This is a genomic window from Martelella mediterranea DSM 17316, from assembly GCF_002043005.1.
Lineage (GTDB): Bacteria > Pseudomonadota > Alphaproteobacteria > Rhizobiales > Rhizobiaceae > Martelella > Martelella mediterranea.
Genome location: NZ_CP020330.1, coordinates 3,397,575 through 3,421,261 on the forward strand (window position 1 = coordinate 3,397,575; position 23,687 = coordinate 3,421,261).

20 protein-coding genes are annotated in these 23,687 nt (G+C 62.6%); 2 read left to right on the forward strand and 18 right to left on the reverse strand.

Going from position 1 to position 23,687, the window contains the following annotated elements; genetic code table 11:
• Window positions 1–11 precede the first annotated feature (11 nt).
• From Mame_RS15835 to Mame_RS15865, 7 genes are all read right to left on the reverse strand, one after another.
• On the reverse strand, window positions 12–1,550 hold the full coding sequence (locus tag Mame_RS15835; RefSeq protein WP_018064148.1) for a tripartite tricarboxylate transporter permease: 1,539 nt from the start codon (window positions 1,548–1,550) through the stop codon (window positions 12–14).
• Window positions 1,547–2,047 (reverse strand): tripartite tricarboxylate transporter TctB family protein, encoded by a 501-nt coding sequence (locus Mame_RS15840; protein WP_018064149.1) that lies wholly within the window; start codon window positions 2,045–2,047, stop codon window positions 1,547–1,549. Before Mame_RS15840 ends, Mame_RS15835 begins: the two co-directional genes overlap by 4 nt.
• A 317-nt stretch (window positions 2,048–2,364) precedes the next feature.
• Window positions 2,365–3,375 (reverse strand): tripartite tricarboxylate transporter substrate binding protein, encoded by a 1,011-nt coding sequence (locus Mame_RS15845; RefSeq protein ID WP_018064150.1) that lies wholly within the window; start codon window positions 3,373–3,375, stop codon window positions 2,365–2,367.
• Between the two features lie 160 nt (window positions 3,376–3,535).
• The gene (locus tag Mame_RS15850; protein WP_018064151.1) at window positions 3,536–4,363 is read right to left on the reverse strand and encodes a sugar phosphate isomerase/epimerase family protein; all 828 of its coding nucleotides are present in this window, start codon (window positions 4,361–4,363) and stop codon (window positions 3,536–3,538) included.
• Between the two features lie 4 nt (window positions 4,364–4,367).
• Window positions 4,368–5,525: a dihydrodipicolinate synthase family protein gene (locus tag Mame_RS15855; RefSeq protein WP_018064152.1), complete on the reverse strand. Its 1,158-nt coding sequence runs from the start codon at window positions 5,523–5,525 to the stop codon at window positions 4,368–4,370.
• Window positions 5,526–5,527: 2 nt separating this feature from the next.
• Window positions 5,528–6,682 carry a Gfo/Idh/MocA family protein gene (locus tag Mame_RS15860; RefSeq protein ID WP_018064153.1) on the reverse strand — a complete coding sequence of 385 codons (1,155 nt, stop codon included), beginning with the start codon at window positions 6,680–6,682 and terminating at the stop codon, window positions 5,528–5,530.
• Window positions 6,683–6,900: 218 nt separating this feature from the next.
• Window positions 6,901–8,067, reverse strand: a complete 1,167-nt coding sequence (locus Mame_RS15865; protein ID WP_018064155.1) for a nucleotide sugar dehydrogenase — start codon at window positions 8,065–8,067, stop codon at window positions 6,901–6,903.
• 285 nt (window positions 8,068–8,352) lie between these two features.
• Between Mame_RS15865 and lexA the strand changes: the two genes are divergently transcribed.
• Window positions 8,353–9,060, forward strand: coding sequence for a transcriptional repressor LexA (gene lexA / locus Mame_RS15870; RefSeq protein WP_026173363.1), 708 nt, complete (start codon window positions 8,353–8,355; stop codon window positions 9,058–9,060).
• Here lexA and Mame_RS15875 read toward each other — a convergent pair.
• Window positions 9,014–11,614, reverse strand: a complete 2,601-nt coding sequence (locus tag Mame_RS15875) for a ComEC/Rec2 family competence protein (RefSeq protein ID WP_079920857.1) — start codon at window positions 11,612–11,614, stop codon at window positions 9,014–9,016. The two genes, lexA and Mame_RS15875, sit on opposite strands and share 47 nt — an antisense overlap.
• Window positions 11,615–11,855: 241 nt before the next feature.
• Here Mame_RS15875 and gltA point away from each other — a divergent pair, with 241 nt between their 5' ends.
• Window positions 11,856–13,142, forward strand: a complete 1,287-nt coding sequence (gltA, locus tag Mame_RS15880) for a citrate synthase (protein ID WP_018064158.1) — start codon at window positions 11,856–11,858, stop codon at window positions 13,140–13,142.
• Between the two features lie 82 nt (window positions 13,143–13,224).
• Here the strand turns inward: gltA and lpxB are convergent, their stop codons facing one another.
• The 10 genes from lpxB to frr all read right to left on the reverse strand — a co-directional run bounded on the left by lpxB (window position 13,225) and on the right by frr (window position 23,670).
• Window positions 13,225–14,379, reverse strand: coding sequence for a lipid-A-disaccharide synthase (lpxB, locus tag Mame_RS15885; protein WP_026173364.1), 1,155 nt, complete (start codon window positions 14,377–14,379; stop codon window positions 13,225–13,227).
• 17 nt (window positions 14,380–14,396) lie between these two features.
• Entirely contained in the window at window positions 14,397–15,266 is an 870-nt protein-coding gene (locus Mame_RS15890) for an LpxI family protein (protein ID WP_018064160.1), read from the reverse strand.
• The gene (gene lpxA / locus Mame_RS15895) at window positions 15,263–16,093 is read right to left on the reverse strand and encodes an acyl-ACP--UDP-N-acetylglucosamine O-acyltransferase (RefSeq protein ID WP_018064161.1); all 831 of its coding nucleotides are present in this window, start codon (window positions 16,091–16,093) and stop codon (window positions 15,263–15,265) included. The genes Mame_RS15890 and lpxA overlap by 4 nt, the downstream gene beginning before the upstream one ends.
• Window positions 16,090–16,524 (reverse strand): 3-hydroxyacyl-ACP dehydratase FabZ, encoded by a 435-nt coding sequence (gene fabZ / locus Mame_RS15900; RefSeq protein ID WP_018064162.1) that lies wholly within the window; start codon window positions 16,522–16,524, stop codon window positions 16,090–16,092. Before fabZ ends, lpxA begins: the two co-directional genes overlap by 4 nt.
• A 25-nt stretch (window positions 16,525–16,549) precedes the next feature.
• A complete protein-coding gene (gene lpxD, locus Mame_RS15905; RefSeq protein ID WP_018064163.1) occupies window positions 16,550–17,602 on the reverse strand; it encodes a UDP-3-O-(3-hydroxymyristoyl)glucosamine N-acyltransferase in 1,053 nt (350 codons plus the stop codon).
• Window positions 17,603–17,647: 45 nt separating this feature from the next.
• Entirely contained in the window at window positions 17,648–19,987 is a 2,340-nt protein-coding gene (gene bamA / locus Mame_RS15910; RefSeq protein WP_033409834.1) for an outer membrane protein assembly factor BamA, read from the reverse strand.
• 328 nt (window positions 19,988–20,315) lie between these two features.
• Window positions 20,316–21,410 (reverse strand): RIP metalloprotease RseP, encoded by a 1,095-nt coding sequence (gene rseP, locus Mame_RS15915; RefSeq protein WP_026173366.1) that lies wholly within the window; start codon window positions 21,408–21,410, stop codon window positions 20,316–20,318.
• A gap of 32 nt (window positions 21,411–21,442) precedes the next feature.
• Window positions 21,443–22,324, reverse strand: a complete 882-nt coding sequence (locus Mame_RS15920) for a phosphatidate cytidylyltransferase (RefSeq protein WP_018064166.1) — start codon at window positions 22,322–22,324, stop codon at window positions 21,443–21,445.
• Entirely contained in the window at window positions 22,324–23,070 is a 747-nt protein-coding gene (locus tag Mame_RS15925) for an isoprenyl transferase (RefSeq protein WP_018064167.1), read from the reverse strand. Before Mame_RS15925 ends, Mame_RS15920 begins: the two co-directional genes overlap by 1 nt.
• Window positions 23,071–23,109: 39 nt before the next feature.
• Window positions 23,110–23,670 carry a ribosome recycling factor gene (gene frr / locus Mame_RS15930; RefSeq protein ID WP_018064168.1) on the reverse strand — a complete coding sequence of 187 codons (561 nt, stop codon included), beginning with the start codon at window positions 23,668–23,670 and terminating at the stop codon, window positions 23,110–23,112.
• Window positions 23,671–23,687 lie beyond the last annotated feature (17 nt).

The window sequence follows — 23,687 nt, forward strand, 5'->3', positions numbered from 1 at the left end:
CCCGTTTCTCCTTATTTCGTGTTCGCGTCTTCCCCGTTAGCATCGCCGCGCCAGCGTTTGAAGCTTGCAAGCCGGCGGACGGCGGGTATCGAGAACAGGATGGTCAGCGCGATCAGCACCGCGAAACCGGCCGACACAGGCCGCGTGAAGAAGGCTGTGATATCGCCATTGGACAGGATCAGCCCGCGTCGCAAGCTCTTGTCCAGCAGGGCGCCGAGGATGATGCCGAGCACCAGCGGCGCCATCGGGTAGTTCAGGCGGCGCAGGATATAGCCGCCGACGCCGAAGGCGAACATCACCCAGATATCGAAAATCCGCTGGGACAGCGCATAGGGGCCGATGACGCAGAGCGTGAACACCATCGGCATCAGGATCGTGCGGGGGATCTGAAGCACCCTGACGAAGAGCGGCGTCAGCGCCATGCCGAACACGCCCATGGCGATGGTGGCGAAGATCAGCATCACGGCGATGGTGTAGATCATGTCGGGCTGGTCAAACATGATCATCGGGCCGGGGCGCACGCCATGCAGGAACAGCGCCGCGATCAGCACGGCGGCCGATGCCGAACCCGGCACGCCGAGCGTCAGTGTCGGGATCAACGAGCCGGGCACCACCGCGGAATTGCCGGTTTCAGCCGCGATCAGCCCTTCCTGGCTGCCCTTGCCGAATTCGTCGCGCTCCTTCGAATGGCGCTTGGCCGCGGCATAGGAGCCCCAGGCGCCGATATCCTCGCCCACACCCGGAATGATGCCGACCAACGTGCCGATGATGCCGGATTCCAGCACCGTGCGCTTGTAGCGCCAGACGCTGGAGAACAGCTCCTTCAGCGGCGCGGGCACGGATTTGCTGCGGGCGAGTTCGGCCGCGGGCAGCGTCATCGCGAACAGCACTTCGGCAAACCCGAACGCGCCGACCATGGCCGGAATCAGTTCGATCCCGCCATTCATCTGCTGGACGCCGAAATTGAAGCGGACATAGGAATGAATTCCTTCCGAGCCGATCATCGCGACCGAGAGCCCGATCAGACCGGCCATATAGCCCTTCAGCGGTTCGCCGGAATGGGTGAGCTGGCCGGAGATGATGATGCCGAACAGCGCCAGCCAGAAGAACTCATAGGAGCCGAAGCCGAAGGCGGCTTCCGCCAGCGGCGGCGCGATCAGCACCAGCATGGCGATGCCGACCAGCGTGCCGAGCATTGAGCCGAGCGTGGCGATTGCCATGGCGAGCGAGCCCTTGCCCTTGCGCACCAGCGGAAAGCCGTCGAGCGCGGTGGCGGCGCTCGCCGGCGTTCCCGGAATATTGAGCAGGATGGCGCTGCGCGAGCCGCCGTAGATCGCGCCGACATACATGCAGATCAGCACCATGATCGCGGTGTTGCGGTCGAGCGAATAGGTGAGCGTCGTCAGGAGCGCCACGCCCATGGTCGCCGTCAGGCCGGGCAGCGCGCCGACGAAGATGCCGAGCAGCGTCGCCCAAGCGACATTGAACAGCATCATCGGCGTTGTGAGTTCGGCAAAGGCGCTTGAGAGCGCGTCGATGACAGGGGTCATGGCAGGCGCACCAGGAAAAGATCTTCAAAAAGGTATGACACAGCGCCGCCGAAAAGGATCGCAATCACCAGCGCGCGAAGGATGGTGATGATCATGGCGCGCCGCGGCATGCCGGGCGAGAGCTCGAAGACGAGCATGAAGGTGGCGACGAACAGGCTGCTCGCCACCCAGAAATGCACGCGCCCCACCAGCACGATCGCGTAAATCGCGCAAAGGGCAATGAGCCCGGAAAGCCGCACCAGTTCCTCGCGGGTCACCATGCCGCTCGCCCGGCGTTCGTCGTCGCCATCCCGGCTGCGCAGGAGGCCGATGAGCTGAAGACCGGCCACGATGGTCATGGCGATGCCAAGCACGATCGGCAACAGGCCCGGGAAGCTTGCCGGCGGAATGTGCCGGACTTCCAGCCGGTCCATGGTGTAGCCACCAATAAGCTGGGCGATCCCGACGGCGAGCAGGATGGTCGAGACGGCAATGTCGACGGAGCGGATTTTCAGCATGAAGCCTCCGAGGAAACGGGATGAGGCGGCGGCACCGCCGCCCCGGTTTGTTTTGACGTTTCGCGAGGCCGGATTGCTCCCTCCGCACAGCCCCCCAATCTTCTCGCCCCGGAGGGGAGAGATGTCGCGAAAGCGACAGTGAGGGGGGAACTTATCCTTACGGACGCCCTCACGAACGGAAATGCTGCATCACCCTCGCTGCCCCTTTCGGGGCATCTCTCCCGCAAGCGGGAGAGAATATTGGGAGCGAGACCGAAGGCCATCTGCGATTGCTCTCCCCCTCAAGGGGAAGATCGGGTATTGCTCCTAAGCCACCCTTATTCCGGGCAGGTCAGGCCGACTTCGGACGGGTCCTTGACCGCCTCGCCGCGGGCCTTCAAGGCACAGGCCTCGTTGGTCGCAACCGGAATGGCGCGGGCGCGGGCCTCGTCGCCATAGCTCGGCGCAAAGCTCGCGCCGCGCTCATTGGCATATTTCTTCAACGCCTCGGAGTTCATTACCTTGTCGGCCCAGACCTGGTCGACCGTGTCATAGACCTCCTGCGGCGCGCCCTTCGGGATGAAGACGCCGAAATAGTCCGGGGCGACATCGATATCGAGCCATTCGGTGACCGGCGGAACCGGGTCGATGCCTTCGATTTCGAGCGGCGTGTCGGAGAGCACGGCGAGCGGGCGCAGGCGGCCGGCCTTGATCATTTCGGTCTGCTCCACGGCAAGCTGGGTCGTCATGTCGACCTCGCCGGAAGCCGCGGCGATAACGGCCGGATTGCCGCCGTCATAGGCGACCATGCGGGCAGACAAGTTGCCGCCCATCGCATCCTGTAGCGTGGCAAAGGCCGTACCGCCGGACGAGGTGACGCCGGCGGTCCCGACGGTCACATCGCCGGTTTTCATCGCCTCCATCAGTTCGGCGAAATCCTTGTAGGGCGCATCGGCGTTCACCGAGATCAGCGGCGCATTGGCGACGTGGAGGTAGATCCGGTAATCGTCGATGTTGGACTCTTCGAGCAGGCCGGAAACGGCATAGGTGGCGTTGTTGGCGATCGCGTTCGCGGTCCAGGTATAACCGTCACGCGGGGCGTCCATCGCCGCCTTGGTGCCGATCGATCCGGATGCGCCCGGCTGGTTGACCACAACGACTTCCGTGCCGAGCGCTTCGGCAAGGATCGGAGCAACGACGCGGGTGACTTGGTCGGTCGAACCGCCCGCCGACCACGGCACGATGATGTTGATCGGCCGGTCGGGCTGCCAGGTTTGGGCGGTGGCCGCGCCGGCGGCGAACATGGCGATTGCGGCTGCGGAAACAGCCAGTTTCGAAAGCATGGACATGATAGTCTCCTCCCTTGACTACTGGATAGTAGGTTACGGGCACCTGACCTCATGTCAAGTGACCGGGCTCCGCAGTTTCCGGCCGATCCGCCAGGGAAGCGCTCCTCTCGCTCTTCCCTGGCCTACCGGCCGCCTGCCTGCGCAAGCAGGTAATTCAAACTCAGCAGCAGCCGGCTGCGCGTTCGATGATGACCTGCATCACCGCGTCCGGATCGCGCTTCCACCAGTTCTCCGCTGAAAAAATCTCAACCTCGTTCAATCCGGAAAAGCCCTCGGCCTCCACGGCTGCGCGAAGGTCCGGGATATCGATGACGCCATCGCCCATCATGCCGCGGTCGTTCAGCATGTCGGTGGTCGGCACCAGCCAGTCGCAAAGGTGAAACGCCATCAGCCGCGCCTTCCCCGCGCGGGCGATCTGGGCTTTCACCTCGGGGTCCCACCAGATGTGGTAGACGTCGGCGGCAACGCCGATGCCGTCACCGAGCCGGTCACAGATGTCGAGCGCCTGCGCCATGGTGTTCACCGCTGCCCGGTCGGCCGCATACATCGGATGCAGCGGCTCGATGGCGATCTTCACCCCGACAGTGCGGGCATAGTCGAGCGTTTTGGCCAGCCCTTCCTCGATCATGGCGCGGGCGCCGTCGAGATCGCGGCTTCCCTTGGGCAGACCTCCGACCACCATGACGAGGCATTCGGCGCCGATGGTGGCGGCCTCGTCCACGGCAAGGCGATTGTCCTCCAGAACGGCGTCCGTCAGCGCGCCTTCGGCCGTATACCATCCGCCGCGGCAAAGGCCGGAAACGGCAAGCCCGGCATCGCGGATCTGGCGGGCGGCCTTCTCCGCACCGAGCGCCTGCAGCTGATCGCGCCATGGCGACAGGCCGCCGAACCCGTGGCGGGCGCAGCCTTCGATCGCCTGATCGAGCTTCCATTGCGCCCGCGTGGTCGCTGTGTTCAGCGAAAGCCTTTCGGGGGTGATCACCGCCATGCCGTCAGACCCCGATGCCGTGGGTGGCCATCACCCGCGCGGTGCGGGCTGCGGCCATCTCGGTATCCGCGATCAACCCCGCCGCATCGGCAAGGCGCACGATCTCGGCCAGGTGCTGCGCCGAGCGGGCGCTCTGCTGGCCGCCGAGCATGGTGAAATGGTCCTGATGGCCCATCAGATAGGCGAGGAAGACGACGCCGGTCTTGTAGTAGCGCGTCGGCGCCTTGAAGATGTGGCGCGACAGCGGCACGGTCGGCTCCATCACCGCGCCCCAGCGCTGCATGTCACCTTTCGCCAACGCCGCAAGCCCGGTCGCGGCAACCGGCGCGATCGGATCGAAGATGCCAAGCAAAGCATGGCTATAGCCGTGATCGTCGCCGGCGATCAGCTCCGGATAGTTGAAGTCGTCGCCGGTATACATTTTCACACCATCCGGCAGGCGGCGGCGCATGGCGATTTCCTTTTCGGCCGAAAGCAGCGAAATCTTGATGCCGTCGACCTTGTCGGCATTGTCCTCGATGATCTTGAGGCAGGTATCCATCGCCGCCATGTGGTCGGCGCTCGCCCAGTAGCCTTGAAGCGCCGGGTCGAACATCTCGCCGAGCCAGTGCAGCACGGCCGGCTGCTTCAGGCCGGAAAGGATGCGGCCATAGACGCGGGCGTAATCGTCAGCGCTGTTCGCGACCTTGCAGAGCGCGCGCGACGCCATCAGGATCACCTGACCGCCGGTGGCCTCCACCGCCTCGCACTGCATTTCGTAAGCCGCGATCACGTCGTCGATGGTCTTGGCATCCGCCGGATCAAGGTGGTCGGTGCCCGCGCCGCAAGCAATCGAATGACCGCCGGCTTTCGCTTCCTTCACGGAACGCTGGATCAGCTCCAGAGAGGTCGGCCAGTCCATGCCCATGCCGCGCTGGGCGGTGTCCATGGCTTCCGCCACGCCAAAGCCGAGCGACCAGAGATGGCGGCGAAATGCCATCGTCTTGTCCCAGTCGACATTGCAGTCCGACCACGGATTGTTGTCGGCGAGCGGATCGACCACGACATGGGCGGCGGCGAACACCTTGCGGTTCCACGGGCCCCTGTCCGGCGTCACGCCGGCGCCGGAAAAGGAGAAGGTCTCGATGCCGCCGGAAGCGGTCGGAAGCTTGATAGCGCTCATGATCAGATTCCCAGATCTTCGAGGTCGACCCAACGGCGTTCGCGGGCGCTTTTATATCCGGCCTCCGCAAGCTGCACGCCCTTGGCGCCCTCGGTCAGCGTATAGGCCCAGGGACCGTCTTCCAGGACATGGCGCAGGAACTGCTCCCACTGCACCTTGAAGCCGTTGTCGAAGACGGTGTTGTCCGGCACGTCCTGCCAGTCCTCGAAGAAGTTCATCTTCTGCGGTTCGTCGGGGTTCCACACCGGCTTCGGCGTATTGGCGCGGTGCTGACTGTAGCACTTGTGCAACCCGGCAACGGCGGAGCCGTGGGTGCCGTCGATCTGGAAGGTTACGAGATCGTCGCGGCGAACGCGGGTGCACCAGCTTGAATTGATATGCGCGACGATATCGCCTTCCAGCATGAAGGTCGCATAGGCAGCGTCATCGGCGGTTGCCTTGTATTCCCTGCCCTGTTCATCAATGCGGGCCGGGATATGGGTCGCGGTGGTGCAGGAGACCGACTTGACCGGGGCGACGACATTATCCAGCACGTAGCGCCAATGGCAGAGCATGTCGGAAACCATGCCGCCGCCATCCTCGGCGCGGTAGTTCCAGCTCGGACGCTGCGCCGGCTGGTCCTCGCCGGTAAACACCCAGTAGCCGAATTCGCCCTTCACCGACAGGATCTTGCCGAAGAAGCCATTGTCGCGCAGGCGCTTCAGCTTGACGAGGCCCGGCAGATCGAGCTTGTCGTGAACGATGCCGTTCTTGACGCCCTTTTCCTTGGCATAGCGCGCGATCTCGACGGCCTCTTCCAGACCCTCGGAGACCGGCTTTTCGGAATAGACATGCTTGCCGGCATCGATCGCCTTTTTCAGCAACGTCGGGCGCAGCTTGGTGGAGGCGGCATCGAAGAAGATGACATTGTAAGGGTCGGCAAGCGCCGCATCGAGATCGGTGGTGACGCGCTCAACGCCGTGGCGCTTCGCCAGTTCCTCGATCTTGGCGGCATTGCGGCCGACGATGATCGGGTCCGGCATCACAAGCGAGCCGTCACTCAAACGCAGACCGCCCTGATCACGGATCGCGAGCACCGAGCGGATAAGATGCTGGTTCATTCCCATGCGGCCGGTGACGCCGTGCATGATGATCCCGATACGATTGGTATCAGCCATAGAATTCCTCCCTGAACTTGCTCATTACCTACCAGTTAGTAATAAACGCGTCAACACGGCAGACTGACAAAAATTGATAGCGCGGAAGCGGTAGACATGTGGATGCTCTTGCGAGCGAAACCGGACAGGAAAACGCCGGCGGCGATGTTACGTCGGCGCCGGAGAGCCGCAGATTGATGGTCGCCGGTTCGGGTTTCTCGTGACGCGGTTGCGGCCGATCAGTCGGCGCCGAAAAGGTCGCGGGTGAAGACCTTTTCGGCGACATCGCGGATTTCATCGGTCATTCTGTTCGCAACGATCAGGTCGGCATTGTTCTTGAAAGCGTCCAGATCCCTGCTCACAGGCGAATTGAAGAAGGAAGCGTCCTTCAGCGCCGGTTCGTAGACGGTGACCGGTATGCCCTTGGCCTTGATCCGCTTCATGATGCCCTGAACGGAGGATTGGCGGAAATTGTCGGAACCCGCCTTCATCACCAGCCGGTAGATGCCGACCGACTTCGGCTTCAGCGCGATGATGCGTTCGGCGATGAAGTCCTTGCGGGTGGTATTGGCGTCGACGATGGCGCGAATCAGGTTCTGCGGCACCTCCGAATAATTGGCCAGAAGCTGCCTTGTGTCCTTGGGAAGGCAGTAGCCGCCATAGCCGAAGGATGGGTTGTTGTAATGGTCGCCGATGCGCGGATCGAGGCCGATGCCCTCGATGATCTGCCGCGAATCCATGCCGTGGGTGACGGCATAGCTGTCGAGTTCGTTGAAATAGGCGACGCGCATGGCGAGATAGGTGTTGGCGAACAGCTTGATCGCCTCGGCCTCCGACTCCCCGGTGTAGAGCACCGGAACATCCTTCTTCAGCGCGCCCTCGACCAGAAGGCCGACAAAGGTCTCCGCCCGGGCGGAACGCTCGCCGATGACGATGCGCGAAGGATTGAGGTTGTCGAAAAGCGCCCGCCCCTCGCGCAGGAATTCCGGGGAGAAGATGATGCGGTCGCTTTGAAAGGCAAGCCGCGTGCGGTCGGTAAAGCCCACCGGCACGGTGGATTTGATGATGATCGTCGCGGCGCTGCCCGAGGCCAGCACATCACTTATAACCCTGGTCACCGACGAGGTGTCGAAGTGATTGGTCTCGGGATCGTAATTGGTCGGCGTGGCGACGATCACGAAATCGGCATCGCGATAGGCGGCCGCCGCTTCGGTCGTCGCCTTCAGCCGCAGCGGCTTTTCCGCCAGATAGCGTTCGATCTCACTGTCAACGATCGGACTCCTGCCGGCATTCAGCCCATCCACCCGCCCCGGATCGATATCGATCGCCACCACCTCGTGGTTCTGCGCCAGCAGGACCGCGTTCGAAAGCCCGACATAGCCGATACCGGCAACCGCGATTTTCATGTTTCACTCCAGATCGATCCAGTGGCCCGGTCACGCTCGCCGGTTTATCGCCCACGACACATGAATTGGCAAGCCGCCCGGCACGCGCTCAGGCTGCCAACTGGACGGCTTTCGGCATGGAATGGCTTTTGAGACGAGACTGGCCTGCCGGTTTGTCGATTCGGCGCCCGACCCGCATCGGCGGTGCGAAACCCCTTGATTGCCGGGCCTGGGGGCGGACTTGCGGAACACAGTGAGAACATGTATATTCGTTCTGGATTTGTTTCGAAGGGCCAGGGGCAGGAAATGCTGACACGCAAACAACAGGAATTGCTGTATTTCATTCACGAACGGATGAAAGAGACCGGTATTCCGCCATCCTTCGACGAAATGAAGGAAGCGCTGGACCTCGCGTCGAAATCCGGCATTCACCGGTTGATCACCGCGCTGGAGGAACGCGGCTTCATCCGCCGGCTCCCCAACCGCGCGCGGGCGCTTGAAATCCTGCGCATGCCGGACAGCGTCATCGGCCAGCAGCCGCGCCGGGGCTTTTCGCCAAGCGTGATCGAGGGCTCGCTCGGCAAGAAACAGGAAGAGCCAAAGGCGCCGGCCAGCGCCAATGACGGCGGCTCGACCGGTATTCCGGTCATGGGTCGGATTGCCGCCGGCGTGCCGATTTCGGCGATCCAGGAAAACACCCATCAGATCATCGTGCCGGCGGAAATGCTGGGCGCGGGCGAACATTACGCGCTGGAGGTGCAAGGCGATTCGATGATCGAGGCCGGGATTTTCGACGGCGACACCGTGATCATCCGCAATATCTCCACCGCCTCGCCCGGCGATATCGTCGTGGCGCTCGTCAATGACGAGGAGGCGACGCTGAAGCGGTTCCGCCGCAAGGGCGCGTCGATCGCGCTGGAAGCGGCCAACCCCGCTTACGAGACCCGCATTTTCGCCGCCAACCAGGTCAAGGTGCAGGGCAAGCTGGTCGGCCTGATCCGCCGTTACCACTGAAGGTCAGGGTCTCAGGAACCGCGATGACCGGCAGGTATTCGCCGGAGCGCCAGTCATAGAGCCGGTGCCTGTTCCACGGGCGCGTGAGCGCTCTGACCGACGTGCTGATTGAGAGTGTCATGGGGCCGCAGGGCGATTGTGATGGCGTGGACGGCGGAGCTGCGGCGTCCGCTTTGCCTACTCTCAGCGGATTGGCATTGCTTGCTTGCTGAACGATTGCCTCACCCCTGTCCGGCTCCGCAACCGAGCGCCGTATGTCGCCATCGTCCCTAGTTCGACTGGCAGTCGGCGGCAGCGTGAATTGGAAGGCGCCGTGCTGGCGGCGCATCGCCGGCGTGACGAGGTATGCGCCGGAGCGGCAGATCTGGAAACCGGGGCGGTAGCGGCTAACGACGATATCGGCATTGTCGCAGGCAAGGCCGGCAAAGGCCGGCCGGTCGACCGTCATGAGCCTGAGTTCCATGAAGAGCCCGTAGCACCATGCATCCTTCTTGCAGTGGAAGATGCCGGGCGTTCGACCTGCTTCGGTGATCGTATCGCGGAGCGCCCGCGCGGCGCTCGCCATATCCGCTGCTTCCAGCCGCGCGAAGCGATCCTCCTCATCCAGCACCAGCGCGCTTTCTTCCACAGGCGGCAGCGTCTCTGCGAGCGCAAGCGCCGTTTCCCATTGCTCGAACACGAAGGATGGTGGCCGCTTCGTTGTGAGCGCCGCGACATCGCCGGTGACGAATGCGACGAGGTTGCCATCATCCGCCACCAGGATTTGCGACGGCGAAGGCTCGCGCGGCCATGAAATCAGTGCAACGGAAACCGCCATTGGGATCACGCCGAGAAGCCGCAGCCGCGTGCGCAACAGCACGAGCGGCAGGAAGCCGGCCAGGAACAACAGCAGAAATCCCTCCGGAGCGCGACCAGTGGTAAACGCGCCGCCGAGGCCGTCGACCCATGTCGCCGCCCGCATCACCCAATCAAGCCCCCAGCCCATGACGAACAGAAACGGCGCGTGAAGGTTGAGCGGCATGGCGATGAGCGACAACAAGCCCGCCGGCATGACGATGAAGGTGACGACCGGCATGGCGAGCAGATTGCCGAGGAGCCCGTAGCCGGCAATACGCGAAAAGTGATGGATAGCGAAGGGCGTCGTCGACAATCCGCCGATCAGCGCGGTGAGGACGATGCCGGAGGCCGCGATCCAGAGCCAGCGGAGCGGTCCCCGGCTTTGGCGAAAGCCTTCAGCGGGCCGGCGCTGCCATGCGCCATAGCCCGCGATCAGCGCGAGCGTGGCGGCAAAGGACATCTGCATGCCCGGCCCCACCACTTCGGCGGGCGTCACGATCAGGATCACGAGCGCGGCAAGCGCCACATTGCGCAGGCTGATCGCCGGCCGGTCGAAGATCGCCGCCGCCAGCATGACGGCCAGCATGATGAAGGCCCGTTCGGCGGACACCTGCATGCCCGAGATCAGCAGATAGAACAGCGCCGCCGCGATCGCCGCCGCCGCTGCGATCTTCTTCGTCGAAACCGCCTCGGCGGCGCGCGGCGACAGCGCCAGCAACAGCCTGAGGCTGGAGAAGAAAATGCCGGCGGCCAGCGCCATATGCAGGCCGGAAATGGCAATGATGTGGGCAAGGCCGGCGTTGCGCAGCGCATCGAGCATGTCGTCGCTCAGCGCCCGGCGCTCGCCGGTGATGATCGCATTGGCAAAGGCGCCGGTGTCGCCCGCAAGCACCGCACGAGTGCGCCCGGCAATGCCGTCGCGTATCCGCTCGATCGCAAAACCCGCCCGCGCATTGAGGCCCGGCGCGGGCGCGACGCCGATATCCGCCGGCGGCCCATAGAAGAAACCCACCGCGCCAATGCCGTCGAAATAGGACAGGAACCCGAAATCAACCAGGCCGGGCATGACCGGCGCGGAAGGCGGCAGCAACCGGCCAAGCCCCTGAATGGCGTGCCCGATGCCAACAGGCGGCAAATTGCCGCGGGCGACAAGCGTGACGCGTTCGGGCGGGCGATGGATCACGGGGTCGTCCGTCGCCGTCACCTGCACCAAGTAGCGCCAGCCGGTTTCCGTCGGCTCGCGGCTCTCAACGACGCCGGTGATATGGGTGGTCACGGCCGAATCGAGCATCACAGTTGCGCGCCGCGCCGTCTCCAGCTCCGCAAGCAGCGCGCCGCAGAGGAACAGCGCGATGCAGGCGCTGGCAACGGGCAGCAAGCCTCTGCCGTTGCGCAGCAAGACGGCCGCGAACACCGCCAGACCGCCATAGATTCCAAGGCCCAGCGAAGACGGGCTCTCGGCGAGCGAAAACCACCAGCCTATTCCCGCTGCCAGCGCCACCGGCACCATGAGGAACGGACGACCGAATGCCTGCTCCTCGCGCCACAGTGCGGCTATATCGAACCGCCCGGCCCGGCCCGCGTCACGCTGATAAAAATCGGCCTCGCGCTCGCCTTTCGGTTGGCGCTTTCTGAAGGCCGCCCGAAACCGGGCGGGCACCGCGCGTCGGCTCTCCGCACCGTCTATCTCGCTCGTGCCTGCCCCGCTCCCGCGCATCCGCAATCACCGCCCCACAACTTTTACATGTTGTGGCCAATGCTAATCGATTGCAATGCAAGCGCTGGCGGCAGAAGCAAAATTTTCCTTTTCTAAACCCCGTAAAACTTGCTAAACGCAGATATTACTCATCACCCGCCGCGCGGCTTCGTCGGCTTGGCAACACCCTGCCAATCCTATAGCTAATGAAAATCCCGATTGGCTTCGACAGCGTATTCGCGCCGGAAATTTGGAGGATAGGATGACGGAAACTGGAAAACTAAAACTCGACGGTCAGGAATTCGAACTGTCGGTGGAAGAAGGCACGTTCGGCCCCAAGGTCATCGACATCGCGTCGCTCTACAAGCAGTCGGGCATGTTCACCTACGACCCGGGTTTCACCTCGACGGCCTCGTGCAAATCCAAGATCACCTATATCGACGGCGACAACGGCATTCTGCTGCACCGCGGCTATCCGATCGACCAGCTCGCCGAAAACGCCGACTTCCTGGAGGTTTGCTATCTGCTGCTGTTCGGCGAACTGCCGACGGCCACGCAGAAGAAGGATTTCGATTTCCGCGTGACCCATCACACGATGATTCACGATCAACTCACGAGGCTCTTTACCGGTTTCCGCCGTGATGCCCATCCCATGGCCATCATCTGCGGCGCCGTTGGAGCCATGTCTGCCTTCTACCACGACTCGATCGACATCTCCGATCCCTACAAGCGCGAGATCGCCAGCATCCGCATGATCGCCAAGATCCCGACGATCGCGGCCATGGCCTACAAATACCACGTCGGCGAGCCCTTCGTGTATCCGCGCAACGACCTCGGCTATGCCGCCAACTTCCTGCACATGTGCTTCGCCACGCCGTGCGAGGAATACAAGGTCAATCCGATTCTTTCGCGCGCGCTCGACCGCATCTTCATCCTTCATGCCGATCACGAGCAGAACGCCTCGACCTCGACCGTGCGGCTTGCCGGTTCCTCGGGCGCCAATCCGTTCGCCTGCATCGCGGCCGGCATCGCCTGCCTGTGGGGTCCGGCTCATGGCGGCGCCAACGAGGCTGCGCTCAACATGCTGCAGGAAATCGGCTCGGTCGAGCGCATCCCGGAATATATCAACCGCGCCAAGGACCGCGATGATCCCTTCCGCCTGATGGGCTTCGGTCACCGCGTCTACAAGAACTACGATCCGCGCGCCAAGATCATGCAGACCACCTGCCATGAAGTTCTCAAGGAACTCGGCATCAAGGACGATCCGCTGCTGGACGTTGCGATGGAACTGGAAAAGATCGCGCTTACGGACGAGTACTTCATCGAGAAGAAGCTCTACCCGAATATCGACTTCTATTCCGGTATCACGCTGAAGGCGCTGGGCTTCCCCACCACCATGTTCACCGTGCTGTTCGCGCTCGCGCGCACCGTCGGCTGGATCGCGCAGTGGGCGGAAATGATCGAGGATCCGGAACAGCGCATCGGTCGTCCGCGCCAGCTCTACACCGGCGCTCCCGAACGCGATTTCGTGGAAATTTCCAAGCGCTGATAGACGCTTGGCGAGATGATAAAGGCCGGTCCAGCGACCGGCCTTTTTTGTGTCTTGTGGGGAACAACCGCAGGCGGGCGGCCTACTTCACAGCGCCCTTTTCCGCCAGCACATCGAGAACGATGGCCGCGGCGCGCTCGCCGGGCGGGATGTCGGTTTGCATCAGCGCGATAACGCGCTCGAAGCCTTCGATCATGCCGCGTCGCTGGAAACTGTCCTTTGTCAGAAGCTCCATCCAGCGCGCCAGCGCGCCGGCGCGAATCGTGTCGTTGAAGTATTCCGGCACCAGCGGCGCATCGGCGATCAGGTTCGGCAGCGATGCCGACCAGACTGTGATCTTGTTCAGCATGAAGCGACCGATAAAATCCGCCTTGTAGGCGGAGACGGCGGGAATGCCCGAAAGCGCCAACTCCAGCACAACCGTGCCAGAGGCGGCGACCGCGGCATCGGCCATGGCGAAGGCCTTCCACTTGGCCTCCTCGCCGACGAAAAGCTCCGGCTGCACCGGCCAGTCTGCAATTGCCGCGCGCACCTGCTGCTCCCTGCGCGTCACCGTCGGCAGGATAATGCGGCACCCGTCATTGCGCGCCGCGAACGTCGCCGCGACATCGCGGAACACCGGCGCGAGCGCGTTGATCTCGGATTTGCGCGAACCCGGCAGCAGCATGATGGTCGGCTTCGTCTGCGACCGTTCAAGCCGGTTCTGGCGGCGGGCCGCAAGCACGCCCGGCTCCTCGGTCAGCCGGTGGCCGACAAAGGTGGTCGGCGGCCCGCCGAGCCGCTCCATCGCCGCCGGCTCGAAGGGCAGCACCGCCAGCACGTGGTCGACATAGGCCAGCATGTCGCGGGCGCGATATTCCTTCCACGCCCACACGCTGGGGCAGACATAATCGACGATCGGGATATCGGGTGCTGCGGCGCGCACGCGCCTCGCCACGCGGTGTGTGAAATCCGGGCTGTCGATGATGACGATGATATCCGGTTTCGCCGCGATCAGCGCGTCAGCTGTCTGGCGGATGCGGCGCAGCAATTGCGGCAGGCGGGCGATCACCTGGGTAAACCCCATGATCGACAACTCGCTGTAGTCGAACAGCGAGTTCAGCCCCTCCCCGGCAAGGCCGTCGCCGCCAACGCCGACAAGTTCCACCGACCCGCCATGCGCCATCTTGAGCGCGGCGACGAGGTTCGCGCCCAGAAGGTCGCCCGAAACCTCGCCGGCCACAATCCCGATTTTCAAAGCCACATCCCGCTCCCTTATGATCGAAGGTCAGGCTCCAGCCCGTAGACGAACAGACCGGCTGTGTCGGCCGCCCGCAGCGTCTCTTCGCGCCCGAGCACAAGCGACCGCCCGGCCTCCACCGCAATGCCGGAGAGCCCCGCTGCCGCCGCCAATCGCACCGTATTGGCGCCGATCGATGGCAGATCGGCGCGCAGATCCTGCTGCGGCTTGCACACCTTCACCAGCACGCCGCGACGCCGGGCGCTGATGCGGCCGGACTTGCGCAGCGCCGCCACGCGCTGCAGCATCTGGTCGGTGCCTTCCGCGCTCTCGAGCGCCACCACCCGACCGCCGACGCTGACGGCACCCTGTCCGATATCCATCGCGCCGATCGTGCGCGCGGCATTCGCGGCGGCTTCGATATCGCCCTCGGCCTCTCGATCCGGCGCGTGCCGGCCAAGCGCGCCGGCCTCCGCCAGCAGATCGCCCGCGATCGACTGCGCGGCCACCACCTCGAAGCCGTGCTTTTCGAACAGCGCAATCACCATGCGCAGGACCTTGTCATCCCCGCCGCTGCGCAGCTTGGCGAGAATCGCGGGAATGGAGGCGAGCACCGAAAGCGTGGGGCGCAGGCTCAAGAGTTCAGGCCGGCTGTTCACGCCGCCCGACAAAACGATCTTCTCTATGCGGCGTTTGCGCAGCGCCATCACCACCGGCCGGAAGCCGCCGATATCGGCTTCCATCTGCTCGAAGCCCGACCAGTCGTTTCCGCCCTCGCCGCGCAGTTGTACGATGAAGGGCCGGTGGCCGGCATCGCGCGCCGCCTTCGCCACATAAAAGGGCAAAAGCCCGTTGCCCGCGATGATCGCGATCGGCTCCTTTTCGGAGACCGCCGCGGAATTCACGCCGCGCCCTTGCGCCGCCTGGATCCCGGCGTCGTTAGCGAGCGTTCGGCCTCGCGTTCGAGTATGAAACGCAGCATCTCGTCCACGGCATGGCTCTTTCCGCCGAATTCAGCGCGCGCCAGTTCGGCGTTTTCCAGAATCAGGCCCGAAGAGAAAATCGTCTTGTAAGCCTTGCGGACGAGATGAATCTCCTCACGCTCGATGCCGGCGCGCTGCATGCCGACGACATTCAGCCCGCCCATCATCGCCGGATTATCGACGATCATCGCATAGGGGATGACATCGTTGACCACGCCGGCCAGCCCGCCCACGAAGGCCTGTCGCCCAATCTGGACGAACTGGTGGATCGCGGCGCCGCCGCTGAGGATCACCTTGTCATGCACGACAACGTGGCCGCCGATCATGACATTGTTGGACAGAATGACGCCATTGCCGATCCGGCAATCATGACCGACATGGGAATTGGCCAGAAACAGGTTGTCGTCGCCAACGACCGTGATGCCGCCGCCATGCGACGAACCGGTGTTGATCGTGACGCCCTCGCGGAAGATGCAATTCCGGCCGACCTCGAGCCGGGTCTGGCTGGCATCGTGGCGCACGCTCTGCGGCGCGCCGCCGATTACCGCCATGGGAAACACCTGGCAGCCCGGCCCAAGCCGGGTCGCGCCCTCCACGGTGGCGTGATGCATCAGTTGGACGCCGTCGCCCAGCACAACATCCGCACCGACATAGGACAACGGTCCTATGATGGCGTTCTCACCGATAACGGCCCCGTCCTCCACGACCGCTTTCGGGTCGATCCGGGCGGAGCTGGCAATTCTGGTCATTCTTCATCCTTGCGCACCATCATGGCGCCGATGTCAGCTTCCGCGACGAGTTGTCCGTCGACCGTCGCCTCGCAGTGAAATTTCCACACCCGACGGCGCTGCTTGTGCTTGACGACCTTGTAGCGCAACTGGTCGCCCGGCACCACCGGCTTGCGAAAGCGCGCATTGTCGATGGTCATGAAGTAGACCAGATTGTCGACCTCGTTGGCCTTGCGCGCACAGATCGCGCCCGCCGTCTGGGCCATGCCCTCGACAATAAGCACGCCGGGCATGATCGGCATGGACGGGAAATGTCCCGTGAAATGGGGTTCATTCGCCGTTACGTTTTTGACGCCGACCGCGCTGTCGTCGCCTTCGATCTCGATAATCCTGTCGACCAGCAGAAACGGATAGCGATGCGGCAGGAACTTCATAATCTCCAGAAGTTCCATGTGCTCCAAAGTCTTAGTCACAGCCTCATTCACCTTGCTCGTCCCCCCCTGTCTGAGCCCGTCTGCTCAGTTCCGCAAGTTCGCGCAGATAGAGTTTCATCGGACGCGCCGGAATGCCGCCGACGCGCGATCCAGGCTCGATCGACGAGAGAACGCCACTTCTCGCGGCAATCTGCACGCCGCTGCCGATCTCGAGATGACCATTGACCCCTGCCTGTCCGCCGATCATCACGCCATCGCCGATCTTCACGCTGCCGGCGATACCCACCTGGCTGACAATACCGCAATGACGACCGATCTGCACATTATGGCCGATCTGAACCAGATTATCGATCTTGGTCCCCTCGCCGATCACGGTATCGTCCATCGCGCCGCGGTCGATCGTGGTATTGGCGCCGATCTCGACATCGTCCTGAATGATCACGCGTCCGACCTGCGGCAGCTTGACCATGCCCGTCGGGCTTCCGGCATAGCCGAAGCCATCCTGGCCGATCCTCGCGCCGGTATGGATGATGACATTGTTGCCGATGAGCGCGTTGGTGATGCTGACATGGGCGCCGATCGTCGCATTGCGCCCGATCTTCACATCCGCACCGATGACGGCGCCGCTCAGGATTCGGGTCCCCGCGCCGATTTCCGCGCGCGCGCCGATCACGGCGAATGGGGATACCTCGACCCCCGCTTCAAGCGCGGCCGTCGAATCCACCGAAGCCTGCGGCGAAACCTCGCCATCGCCCACAAGCGACTGCGGCCGCATCGCGGCAGGATACAACAGCGCCGAAGCGCGGGCAAAAGCAAGCTGCGGATTGTTGGACACAAGCGCCGTCAGCCCGTCCGGCAGAAGCGAAACCAACGCCTCGGGGCAGATGATCGCGGCCGCCCGGCAGGTCTTCAGATAATCCGCCGAACTCCTTGATTGTATATAACAGATGTCTTTGGGCCCGGCGCGGGAGATCGGCGCGACTGATTCCACCAGACGATCACTCGCCGTGGCTTGCGACAGTAAAGCGCCGATTCGGCCGGCAAGCTCACCCAGAGGGATCGCCTGCCGTGCGCCGAAAAACTGGTTCTGATCCATATCCGTTCTCCAGAACAGTTAAGCTTTGAGTTCTGGAAACAGATATCAGAACGTGTTGGCGATGCCGAAACGGAAACGCTGGGTTTCGTCGAAATCTTCCTTGGCGAACGGAACCGCGTAATCGAACCGGAGATCACCAAAGGGCGAATTCCAGATCAGACCTACACCCGCCGAAGCGCGGATCGAGAAATCGGTGCCCTCGATCTGAGTCCCGGTGACTTCCACGGCGTTACCCCAAGCCGACCCGGCGTCAACATAGGCCGCGCCGCGAAGATTGATGTCTTCCGGAATACCCGGCAACGGGAAGTTGGTCTCCGCCGAAAGCGTGGCGTAGTACTGTGAACCAAGCGCATCATTGGTGCCCACGGTACGCGGACCGATACCGTTCTGCTTGAAGCCGCGGATCTGCTGGCCACCGATCGTGAACTGGTCGAAGACATTCAGATTGTCGTCGAACGGCGTGACGAAACCGCCGCGCGCCGTCAGCGAGCCGATGATATCGGCCTGATCGGAGATCATCTGATACCAGCGCGCCTTGCCGTCCAGCTTGTAGTAATGCGAATCGCCGCCAAGACCGGCAAATGTGTTGTTCAGCGTGGCCAGCACGCCTTCGCGCGGCATCTGCCGGTTATCGACAGTCGAGAAGTTGAAGGACTGCTGCAGCGACGACACCACCCACGGGCTGCCGTTGATCAGGTCCTGATAGACCTGCGAAACATTGTTCAGGTTCTGCCAGTCGCCGCGACCGTCATATTCGAACTGCTGGTAGGAATACCTGACCGTCGAATAGAGATTGTCGGTCAGCGGCGCGGTCAGGCGGATAGCGCCCGCCGTTTCGGCATAGTTATAGTATTCCTGGGTCGAGGACGATGCGCGATAGATATCGAAACCGGCAGCCAGTCGATAGCCGAGGAAGAAGGGTTCGGTAAAGCTGAAGTTGTAGATCTGCGAGTCGTCATCGCCGAGACCGGCGGAGGCGCGGATATACTGGCCGCGACCGAGGAAGTTGCGCTCCTCGACCGAGAGTTCCAGAACCAACGAATCGCCTTCGGCGTCATAACCGGCGCCGATCGAGAACGAGCCGGTGGGCTCATCCACGACATCGACCTCGAGAACCACGCGATCGGGCGCGCTGCCCGGCAGCGTCTTGATCTCGACCGAGCTGAAATAGCCCAGCGCCTCGAGCCGGCGCTTGGTGCGCGCGATCATCTCGCGGTTATAGGCATCGCCTTCGGCCAGATCGAACTCGCGGCGAATGACGTAGTCGCGGGTACGGGTGTTGCCGACGATATCGATCCGCTCGATATAGGCCTTCATGCCCTGATCGATCTCGTAGTTCACCGAATAGGTATCATTGGTGAAGCTGCGGTCGCCGCGCGGATTGACCTGCGCGAATGGATAGCCCTGGGAGGATACCGAGGCGGCAATCGATTCCGACGTCTTCTGGATGTCGTCGGCGTCATAGATCTTGCCGGTCCTGGTCTTGATATCGCCCTTCAGGTTCGAGATGTCGACGCCCTCGACCGTGGTCTCGACGCCGATATCCCCGAATTTGTAGCGATCGCCCTCCGAAATATTGAAGGTGATCGAATAGGAATTGTCGGTTTCGTCATAGTCGACGTCGGTCGACAGAAGACGATAGTCCGGGAAGCCGTGATTGTTGTAGAAATCGCGCAGCAGCTTTTCATCCTGGCGCAGCTTGTCGGGATTGTAGATATCCTTGCGCGTCAGGAACGACAGCGGCGTCGAGCGCTTGGTCAGGATGACCGAGGCGAGCCGCGCATCGCCGAAGGTGTTGTTGCCTTCGAAATTGATCTTCCGGGTCTTGGTGCGTCCGCCCTCATCGATGACGAAGGCGACGTTGATGCGGTTGTCCTGAACGGTCGCCGTCTGGATCGTGACCTCGACATCGGAACGACCGATGGAGGCGTAGGCGTCCTTGATGTTCTGGATGTCAACCTGCGCCTGGGCCTGGTTATACGGACCGAGCGAATGAAGCTGCACAACGCCTTCGAGCTTCTTGTCGGAAACCTTGCGATTGCCGTTGAAGACGACCTGGTTGATGAGCTGGTTCTCGGTGACGTTCACGACCAGCGTCGAGCCAGAAACCGAAATCTTGACGTCGGAGAAATAGCCGGAGCTGTAGAGATTGCGGATCGACTGATTGATGTCGGCATCGGTGAAGCTCTGGCCGGGCTTGATCGTCAGTTTTGACTTTATCGCGTCGGAGCCGGCCTGACCGGTTCCGTTGACGGTGATGTTCCTGACGACGGCGGCATATGCGTCTGCAGGCACAGCAACGGCGGCAACGACCCCCCCGGAAACGGCGACCGCAAACGAAAGCGCCGCACCTGAAACTGTGTTCAAAAATCTTGAACCGGCCATGCTACTATCTACCCTTTATAATCGCTCGGTATAAGCGGTTTTCGGCAACGTGGTCTAAAGTTCTAAAGACTTCGCGTCCCCACGCAATAGAAAGCCGCCCCTCAGACGCAACTTCCGCCCCGAGCGTGACCAAATCGCCACGTTCTTTTGCGTTTATGGTAAACCGAACGCTACGGAATACGTAAACAGCACGACGGAGATGCTCCCTCGGGGGTTTCCTATCATCTCCGACGCCAAAGGCAAGGCCACATTTGCACAAGAAACCGTTTGCGGCAAGATGAGAGCGCGCGCACGGTTAACCAAATAGTGTCAAGGGGTTAAATTCACCCTACCCCATCCGCCCGATCGTGTCGTTCCAGGTGGCGAACACCATCAGCGCCAGCACCAGGAAAAGACCGATCCGGAAGGCGAATTCCTGCACGCGTGCCGAAAGCGGCCGCCCCCGCACGGCCTCGATCGCGTAGAACATCAAATGCCCGCCATCGAGCATGGGAACCGGCAGCAGATTGAACAAGCCGACCGAAACCGAAAGAATTGCTGCAAAATTAGCAAATGCGACAATACCAAGCGAGGCCATCTGGCCCGCCATCGTCGCCACCCGCACCGGCCCGCCGATCTGGTCGGCCTTCATCCGGCCGGCGAAGACATTGACGATATAATCATAGGTGCTGACCACGATATGCCAGCTCTGCAGCGCACCCTGGCCGATGGCGGCAACCGGGCCGTAGCGCTCGACGCGGAAATTACCCGAATCACGCGTACCGACGACGCCGATGCGACCGAGCTCCATCTCATTGCCGAATCGATCCTCGGTCTCCACCCGCTCCGGCACCACCGTCAGTTCGACAGGTGCGCCGTTCCGCTCCACAGTCAACACCACCGGCACGCCCGGTCGCACGCTGATATAGCGCACCACCGCATCGAAGGTGTCGATGGGCTGGCCGTCGAGCGCCGCCATGACGTCGCCGGGCTGAACGCCGGCCGCCGCGGCGGGGCTGTCGGGTGTCACCTCGCCCACCACCGGATCGGAAACCGCACGGCCATAGACCATGAAGATCACGGCGAAGATCGCGATCGCCAGCAGGAAGTTTGCGATCGGCCCGGCCGCCACGGTGGCGGCGCGCTTCCACAGCGCCGCGCCGTTCAGCGTGCGGGCGCGCTCCTCTTCCGGCAGCGTTTCCAGGCCCTTGAAATCCGAACGGCTTGCGACATCCTCATCGCCGTAAAACCGGACATAGCCGCCAAGCGGAATGGCGCACAGCTTCCAGCGCGTGCCGTGGCGATCGGTGCGACCGACGATCTCCGGCCCGAAGCCGAGGGAGAACGCCAGAATGCGGATGCCGCACCAGCGCCCGACCAGGTAGTGCCCGAGTTCGTGAAAGAACACGAGAAAGGAGATCGCCACGATAAAGGCGACGATCATTCCCGGGGCATTGGTAAAGGCGAACTGCAAGGTCAGGCTCCATTCATCGGAGCGGCAAGACCGCTCCAGTTCATCAGCATGTCGCCCGCAAAACCCTCATGGCCGGCAAGCGCCACCAGAACGACGACAACATACATCGCAAATGCCGCGGCGACGAGCCCGTCCACGCGATCCATCACGCCGCCATGACCAGGAATGAGATGGCTGGAATCCTTGGCCCCGCAGCGCCGCTTCAGGGCCGATTCGAACAGGTCGCCGACCTGGCTGCAAACGGACAGGAAAAGCGCGAGAAGGCCGATCGCGATCGTCGGAGAGCCGCCATAGGACCAGCACAGCGCAAAGGCCGCGGCAACGGCGAAGACCGCCCCGCCAATTGCGCCCGACCACGTTTTGCCCGGCGATATCGATGGCGCAAGCTTGGGGCCGCCGAGGGCGCGGCCCACGAAATAGGCCATGATATCGGTGCTCCAGACCACGGCGAACAGAAACAGGATTGCGAAAAGCCCCGCCTCCCCGCCATTCCTGAGCGCCGCAAGCGCGATCATGCTGCCCGCGGCATAGATCACCGAACCCGCAAACCAGAACGGCATGGCCGCGCGGCGCCCCAGGAACCAGAACGCCGCCGCGCCGAAACAGGCGAGCGCCAGCGCCAATCCGAAAAGTTCGAGAAACACCAGAATGGCCACGGCGATCATGACCGCGATGCCGCCAAGCACCGGCGTGCTCCACCGGCCGATCGAAGGCCGATCCCGAGCATCGCGCGCCCGGCTCATCTCCAGCCATTCATGGAAAACCAGAAACCCGATCGCGACCGCAAGCAGATTGAAGAGACCGCCGCCGGCCCAGGTGATCAGCAGAACCACCGCCGCCAGCACGGCTCCCGAAACGATGCGCAGCCTCAGTTCCTGGGTCATCAGGTATCCGTCAACGCCGCCTGCGGCGCGGAAAGCGCGCCGAAGCGTCTGTTTCTCCGGGCATATTCCGAAAGCGCTTCGAAAAACATCTCCCGGCTGAAATCCGGCCAGTTGCACGGCAGGAACACCAGTTCCGAATAGGCCGTCTGCCAGAGCAGGAAGTTGGAAAGCCGCTGTTCCCCGCTGGTGCGGATGACCAGGTCGGGATCGGGCAGACCGGCGGTATCGAGATGCTCGCCGATGGCGGCCTCATCGATATCATCCGGGTTGAGCCGGCCCTCCGCCACTTTTTTCGCAAGCGCGCGCGCCGCACCGGCAATCTCCGCGCGCGAACCGTAATTGACGGCGACGACCACGTGAAGACCGGTATTATTGCGGGTCCGCTCCTCGGCGACCTCGAGGGCCCTCAGGATTTTAGCCGACAGGCCGCTGCGCTCGCCGATCATCTGGAAGCGCATGTTCTGACGATGGTAATTGTCGAGTTCGCGATGGATGAAGGTCGCAATGAGCTCCATGATGCCATCGACCTCATCGGCAGGCCGCTTCCAGTTTTCGGAAGAGAAGGCAAACAGCGTCAGATAGCTGATCCCGCTCTCGCGCGCCGCATCGACCGTGCGGCGAACGGCCTCGACGCCCTTGCGATGACCGAACAACCGCCCGAGCCCGCGCCCGAGAGCCCAGCGTCCATTGCCATCCATGATGATTGCGACATGGCGCGGAATGGCTGGGTCTATAATTTTGTTCATAAGGGCGACCGAGTCTTTTTCAAAAGAACAGAGTGGTAACTAAACCTGCATGATTTCTTTTTCTTTGTCGGCGAGCAAGTCATCAATGCGAGAAATGGACTCGTCGGTCAATTTTTGTACGTCCTCGGAAAGCGACCGGCTGTCGTCCTGACTGATGTCGCCATCCTTTTCCGCCTTCTTCAATCCGTCCATGCCGTCGCGACGCACGTGACGGATCGCCACCCTCGCCTTTTCAGCATATTCATGGGCAACCTTGACCAGAGAACGGCGACGTTCCTCATTCAGTTCCGGAAGCGGAATGCGCAGCGTCTGCCCGTCCATGATCGGGTTGAGGCCAAGATGCGATTCGCGGATCGCGCGATCGACGGCGTTGACCATCGACTTGTCCCAGATATTCACCGAAAGCATCCGCGATTCCGGCACGGTGATGTTGGCGACCTGATTGAGCGGCACTTTCGAGCCATAAGCGTCAACCTGCACCGGATCGAGAATATTGGCGGACGCCCGCCCGGTGCGCAGCGAGGTGATATCGCCGATATAGGCGTTGATCGCGCCTTCCATGCGGCGCTTCAGATCGTTCAGGTCGGTTGGATCGCTCATCATCTGTCTCCCGTCAC